This is a genomic window from Arthrobacter sp. I3, from assembly GCF_000520575.1.
GTDB lineage: Bacteria > Actinomycetota > Actinomycetes > Actinomycetales > Micrococcaceae > Arthrobacter > Arthrobacter humicola_A.
This window is the reverse complement of record NZ_KI914934.1, coordinates 1-6020: the sequence shown is the minus strand read 5'-3', so window position 1 is coordinate 6020 and position 6020 is coordinate 1. Positions and strand designations below refer to the sequence as shown.

The following is a 6020-nucleotide window of genomic DNA, read 5'->3' as shown; positions in this document are numbered from 1 at the left end:
GGCTCGGTCAGGCCGAAGCCGGCGAGCGCCTTGCCGGAGGCCAGCAGCGGCAGCCATTCCTGCTTCTGCGCCTCGTTGCCGAAGCGGTGGATCGGCATCGCACCGAGCGAGACGCCGGCCTCGAGGGTGATCGCGACAGACTGGTCCACGCGGCCGAGCTGTTCCAGGGCCAGGGCCAGAGCGAAGTAGTCCCCACCCATGCCGCCGAACTCTTCCGGGAACGGCAGGCCGAACAGGCCCATGTCCGCCATCTGGGAGACGACCTCGTAGGGGAAGCTGTGCTCTTCGTCGTGCTTGGCGGAGACAGGGGCCACCACCTCGTCGGCGAATTCGCGGACGGTGTCGCTAAGGATCTGGTAGTCCTCGTTGAGTTCAAAATCTGCCATGGGGTGACTCCTGTGTCTGAGGTACATCTGTGGTCTGTTGAAAGGTGTTGGTGCGCTTGTGGCTGGGTTAGCCCGGGGTGGGGGCGGTGGTGTCAGTACGGTTCGGTCATTCGGCCGCGCCCATCGCGATGACGGCTTCCTCGATCGTGTCCTCGGCTTTCGAGGGCTCCGTCGGGACGGCGGGGTGGATCGTCGCCAGCACCTGGTCTGCCTTGACGAGGTCGCCGGAGCCGACGCTGATGTGGACGGTTCCGTCCAAGGGCGCCACGAGCTGGTGCTCCATCTTCATGGCTTCGACCGAGAGCAGGACCTGGCCGGCCTCCACGGTGTCGCCGTTGCTGACGGACACGGACACCACGGTGCCGGGCATCGGCGAGCGCACCGCCGGGTCGGCGGCGCCTTCCTCGCGTTCGATCGCGGCCAGCACCCGGGCGAGCCGGGTCTCCCGGGTGAGCACCTCGAGCCGGCAGGACCAGCCCTCGTTCCCAAGGAACATTTCCGTTGGCATCGGGTTGCCGGGGCCAGGGGGGACGGGCCCGCGGTGGACCGTCGCCAGGGCGTAACTTCGGGATTCGTCGCCCAGAGTCAACTCTGCGGCGCCTCGCTTGGTGGACCGAAATGATGCCGGGCGTCGCGGGCCGCCGTTGACTCCCACGGTCGCCGTCCCCCGCGCCAACGAGCCGGATACCTGCACCGTGGCGATACCGCCGTCGGGGGTCCCCAGGCTGATCCGGCGCGGGGCAGCTGCACCGAGCCGCCACCCGTTACCGAGATGCCAGGGGCCGGTCCCGGCGTCCTGCGTTTCATGCTCGTGCATCGCAGCGGCGAAGACGGCAGCGGCGGCCACTTCGAAGTCGCCCGGGTGCCGGAAGGAGAACTCCGGCATCTTCCGTTCGATCAGGCCGGTGTCGAGCCGTCCGGCGCGGACGTCGGCGTCGTTGATCAGCAGCCGCAGGTATTCGACGTTGGTATCGATGCCCAGCGCGGTATACGCGGCGAGCGCCTCATCGAGGGTGTCCAAAGCCTCCGCCCGGTCCTCGCCCCACGCGATGACCTTGGAAATCATAGGGTCATAGCTGCTGGAGATTTGGAGGCCCTCCAGCAGGGCCGAGTCGACACGGACCTTGCCACTCGCGGTGTCCGGCAGTTCGTCCAGCAGCACGACCTGTCCGATGGACGGCAGGAAGTTCTTCTCCGGCACCTCAGCGTAGACGCGTGCCTCAACCGAGTGGCCGGTCAGGACGACATCGGCCTGGGTCACCGTGAGTTCCTCGCCGGCGGCGATCCGGACCTGCCATTCGACGAGGTCGATTCCGGTGACCATCTCGGTGACGGGGTGTTCGACCTGCAGGCGGGTGTTCATCTCCATGAAGAAGAACTCGTCCGGGGCGGCGTCCGAGACCAGGAATTCCACGGTCCCGGCGCCGGAGTAGTGGACGCTGCGCGCGGCCTGGCAGGCGGCCTCGCCGATCCGGGCGCGGATCTCCGCTCCGTCGGGCAGGGATTCCAGCAGCGGGGACGGTGCTTCCTCGATGACCTTCTGGTGGCGGCGCTGCAGCGAGCACTCACGCTCCCCCAGGTGGATGACGTTGCCGTGGTTGTCCGCCAGGATCTGGACCTCGATGTGCCGCGGCGTGAGCACGAGCCGTTCCAGGAACAAGGTGTCGTCGCCGAACGCACTCGCGGCGACCCGGCGTGCGGTGGCCAGGGTGGCTTCCAGGTCCTCGGCGCGTTCGACGATGTGCATGCCCTTCCCGCCGCCGCCGGCAGAGGGCTTGATCAGCAGCGGGAACCCGACGCCGGCCGCGGCCTCGATCAGCTGCGCGTCACTCATGCCGGGTTCAGCGATGCCCGGGACCACGGGGACGCCGTAGCCGGTGACGTGGTTCTTGGAGCGGATCTTGTCGCCCATGACGTTGAGGGATTCGACGCCGGGGCCGATGAACGTGATCCCGGCGGCTTCGAGGGCACGGGCGAAGTCGACGTTCTCGCTCAGGAAGCCGTAACCCGGGTGCACGGCCTCGGCGCCGGTGTCGCGGCAGGCCTGGATGATGGCCTCGATCTTGAGGTAGCTCTCGGTGGCCGCGGCGGGGCCGATCCGGACCGCCACGTCGGCTTCCCGCACGTGCCGCGCGTCGGCGTCGGCGTCGGAATAGACGGCGACCGAACGGATGCCGAGGGCGCGCAGGGTCCGGATGACGCGGCAGGCGATCTCGCCGCGGTTGGCGACGAGCACGGTGCCGAACAACGGGGTGCCGGTTGTGGGGGTGGCTGGAGGGGTGGCCACGGAAGGCGTGGTGGGCGAAGAGATGGTCGGCGAAGAAAGATTCATGGCTGGCTCACATCCGGAAGAGGCCGAAGGAGGTCTCCGGCAGCGGGGTGCGGGAGACGACGTCGAGCGCCAGTCCCAGGACGGTGCGGGTGTCCGCGGGGTCGATCACGCCGTCGTCCCAGAGGCGGGCGGTGGAGTAGTAGGGGCTGCCCTGGTCCTCGTACTGGGCCTTGATGGGGGCCTTGAAGGCTTCCTCGTCCGCGGCGGACCATTCCTCGCCGCGGGCCTCGTACTGGTCCCGCTTCACGGTGGCGAGCACGCTGGAGGCCTGGTTGCCGCCCATCACGGAGATCCGCGACGCCGGCCACATCCACAGGAAGCGCGGGGAGTAGGCGCGTCCGCACATCGAGTAGTTCCCGGCGCCGAAGGACCCGCCGATCACGACGGTCAGCTTGGGCACGCGGGCGGTGGCGACGGCGGTGACCATCTTGGCGCCGTTCTTGGCGATGCCGCCCTGCTCGTAGTCCTTGCCGACCATGAAGCCGGAGAGGTTCTGCAGGAAGATCAGCGGGATCCCGCGCTGGTCGCACAGTTCGATGAAGTGAGCTCCCTTGAGGGAGGACTCGCTGAACAGCACGCCGTTGTTCGCCACGATGCCCACGGGGTGGCCGTGCAGCTTGGCGAAGCCCGTGACCAGGGTGGTGCCGTAGTTCTTCTTGAACTCGTGGAACCGGCTGCCGTCGACCAGCCGGGCGATGACCTCACGCACGTCGTACTGGGCGTTGACGTCCGTGGGCACGGCGCCGTAGAGCTCGTCCGGGTCGGCAACGGGCTCGACGGCGGTGTCCACGTCCCAGACGGGCGCGGAAGGCTTCGGCAGGGTGGAGACGATGTCGCGGACGATCTGGAGGGCATGCTCATCGTTCTCGGCCAGGTGGTCCGTGACCCCGGAAATCTTCGAGTGCACATCGCCGCCGCCGAGTTCCTCCGCCGTGACGATCTCGCCGATCGCGGCCTTCACCAGCGGCGGGCCGCCCAGGAAGATGGTGCCCTGGTTGCGGACAATCACGGTCTCGTCGCTCATCGCCGGAACGTACGCGCCGCCCGCGGTGCAGGAGCCCATCACGGACGCGATCTGCGGGATCTTCGCCGCGGACATCCTCGCCTGGTTGAAGAAGATCCGGCCGAAGTGTTCCTTGTCCGGGAAGACCTCGTCCTGCTTGGGCAGGAACGCCCCGCCGGAGTCCACGAGGTAGATGCAGGGCAGCCGGTTCTCCAGCGCGATTTCCTGCGCGCGGAGGTGCTTCTTCACTGTCATCGGATAGTAGGTGCCGCCCTTGACTGTGGCGTCGTTGGAAATGACCAGCACCTGGCGGCCGTGCACCAGCCCGATGCCGGCAATGACGCCTGCACCGGGCGAGTCGCCGTCGTACATGCCGTCCGCGGCCAGCGGGGCGATCTCCAGGAAGGGGCTGCCGTCGTCGAGCAGCTGGTCAATGCGCTCGCGCGGCAGGAGCTTGCCGCGCGCCACGTGGCGTTCCCGGGACTTCGCGGGCCCGCCCAGCGCGGCGGTGGCGAGCCGTTCCCTCAGCTCGCCGGCCAGCCCTAGTTGGGCCTCCCGGTTCGCGGCGTAGGCGGTGCTCGTCGCATCCACCCGGCTGGCGATTGTCTCCATTGACTGCTTCCGTTCCCTGACCTGCGCGGACTTGCGCGCCGGAGCGGCAACTCAGGCCGCCCGACTATTTCGGTTAGTACCGCATAACTGAGATTTAGGTTAGTCTCTATTAACTGTGATGTCCAACACAGGGATCATTTTGCAACGAGGGGATGCGCCGGTGACCGAGCCCAGCCAGACTGCCCAGCTTCCGTCAGCCCAGGCAGCCTCAACGCAGCGCAGCCAGGCGAAGGCGAACAGGCGGCAGGCCCTCCTGTCCGCCGCCGCTGCGCTCTTTGCCCTGGAGGGCTTCAACCGCGTTTCCCTGGAGGATCTCGGGGCCGCGGCCGGCGTCAGCGGACCGGCGGTCTACCGTCACTTCGCCGGCAAGCAGGCCGTCCTCGGCGCCCTGCTGCTCAGTGTCAGCCAGGACCTGCTCGACGGCGGCCGCAAGGTAGTGGCCGATTCCGACGGCGATCTGGCGGCGTTGGGCGGGCTGGTGGCCTTCCACGTCGACTTTGCCCTGAGCAACCCGGACGTCATCCGGGTCCAGGACCAGGACTTCAGCAACCTGGCCGGCGAGGACCAGGCCGAGGTCCGCACGCTTCAGCGCAACTACGTTGAACTCTGGGTGGACGTGCTGGCCGGACTGCACGAGGGTACGGAGGCCGCCGAACTGCGGATGCGCGCGCACGCCACGTTCGGGCTGATCAATTCGACCCCGCACTCGGTGCGCAGCCACGGACGCCGGATCGGCGTCCGCCGCGCCAGGCCGCTGCTGGAAAGCATGGCGCTGGCCGCGCTCCTGGCACCGGCCCCCACCGAGCCGCTCGGCTAAGCAACTCCCCGGTCCCGGGCGCCCTCCCGGGTCCGCGGGTCGGCCCCGCACACCACGAAGCTGCCGGCCGCCCCTTCCTTTCGGACGGGGCAGCCGGCAGCTGTGTCGCAGGGACCTAGACCATCGCGAGGACCATGCCCGGATCGGCCAGCATGGCCCCGAGGTCCTGGAGGAACCGCGAGCCCTGCTCGCCGTCGACCAGCCGGTGGTCGAAGGACAGGCTGAGCGTCATGACCTGGCGCAGCGCGACCTCGTCCTTGTACTCCCACGGCATCTTCCGGACCGCGCCGAGGGCCAGGATGGCTGCCTCGCCCGGATTCAGGATGGGCGTGCCGGCGTCAATGCCGAAGACGCCGATGTTCGTGATGGAGACCGTGCCGCCGGAGAGCGCCTCAGGGCTTGTCTTCCCGGCCCGGGCCGTGTCCGTCAGTTCCGTCAGGGCCGAGGAGAGATCCATGAGGGACATCCGGTCCGCGTCCTTGATGTTCGGAACGGTCAGCCCCCGCGGGGTCGCAGCCGCGATGCCCAGGTTCACGTAGTTGAACTGGACGATCTCCTGGTTGGCCTCGTCCCACCGGGCGTTGAGGGTCGGGTGGTTGCGCAACGCAATCAGCACGGCCTTGGACACGAGCGTCAGCGGGGTGAGCTTGTACCCGGCGAACGCGCGGCTGGCCTTGAGCCGTGCCAGCAGCTCCATCGTGGGCGTAACGTCGACGGTCAGGAACTCGGTGACGTGCGGCGCGGTGAAGGCGCTGGCCACCATGGCAGCCGCGGTGAACTTCCGGACGCCCCTGATCGGCGTGCGGGTCTCGCGCTCGCCCGGGGCCCGGACAAGCCCTGCGGCGTGCGCCGTCGCACCGGCGGGTTCCT

Annotated in this window: 5 protein-coding genes; 1 reads left to right on the top strand and 4 read right to left on the bottom strand. The window is 68.6% G+C overall.

Features of this window, described 5'->3' with window-relative positions:
• The 3 genes from Y706_RS25560 to Y706_RS0114180 form a co-directional block, all read right to left on the bottom strand.
• On the bottom strand, positions 1-386 hold a 386-nt coding region (locus Y706_RS25560; protein ID WP_043436195.1), incomplete at its 3' end, for an acyl-CoA dehydrogenase family protein.
• Between the two features lie 106 nt (positions 387-492).
• A complete protein-coding gene (locus tag Y706_RS25555; RefSeq protein ID WP_043436194.1) occupies positions 493-2718 on the bottom strand; it encodes an acetyl/propionyl/methylcrotonyl-CoA carboxylase subunit alpha in 2226 nt (741 codons plus the stop codon).
• A 7-nt stretch (positions 2719-2725) separates the two neighbouring features.
• Positions 2726-4333 (bottom strand): carboxyl transferase domain-containing protein, encoded by a 1608-nt coding sequence (locus Y706_RS0114180; RefSeq protein WP_028277094.1) that lies wholly within the window; start codon positions 4331-4333, stop codon positions 2726-2728.
• 160 nt (positions 4334-4493) lie between these two features.
• Here Y706_RS0114180 and Y706_RS0114175 point away from each other — a divergent pair, with 160 nt between their 5' ends.
• Positions 4494-5150 carry an SACE_7040 family transcriptional regulator gene (locus Y706_RS0114175; protein WP_028277093.1) on the top strand — a complete coding sequence of 219 codons (657 nt, stop codon included), beginning with the start codon at positions 4494-4496 and terminating at the stop codon, positions 5148-5150.
• A 115-nt stretch (positions 5151-5265) separates the two neighbouring features.
• On the opposite strand, the gene Y706_RS0114170 is transcribed toward Y706_RS0114175, so the two are convergent.
• The coding region (locus Y706_RS0114170; RefSeq protein WP_028277092.1) for a dihydrolipoamide acetyltransferase family protein at positions 5266-6020 on the bottom strand (755 nt) is incomplete at its 5' end.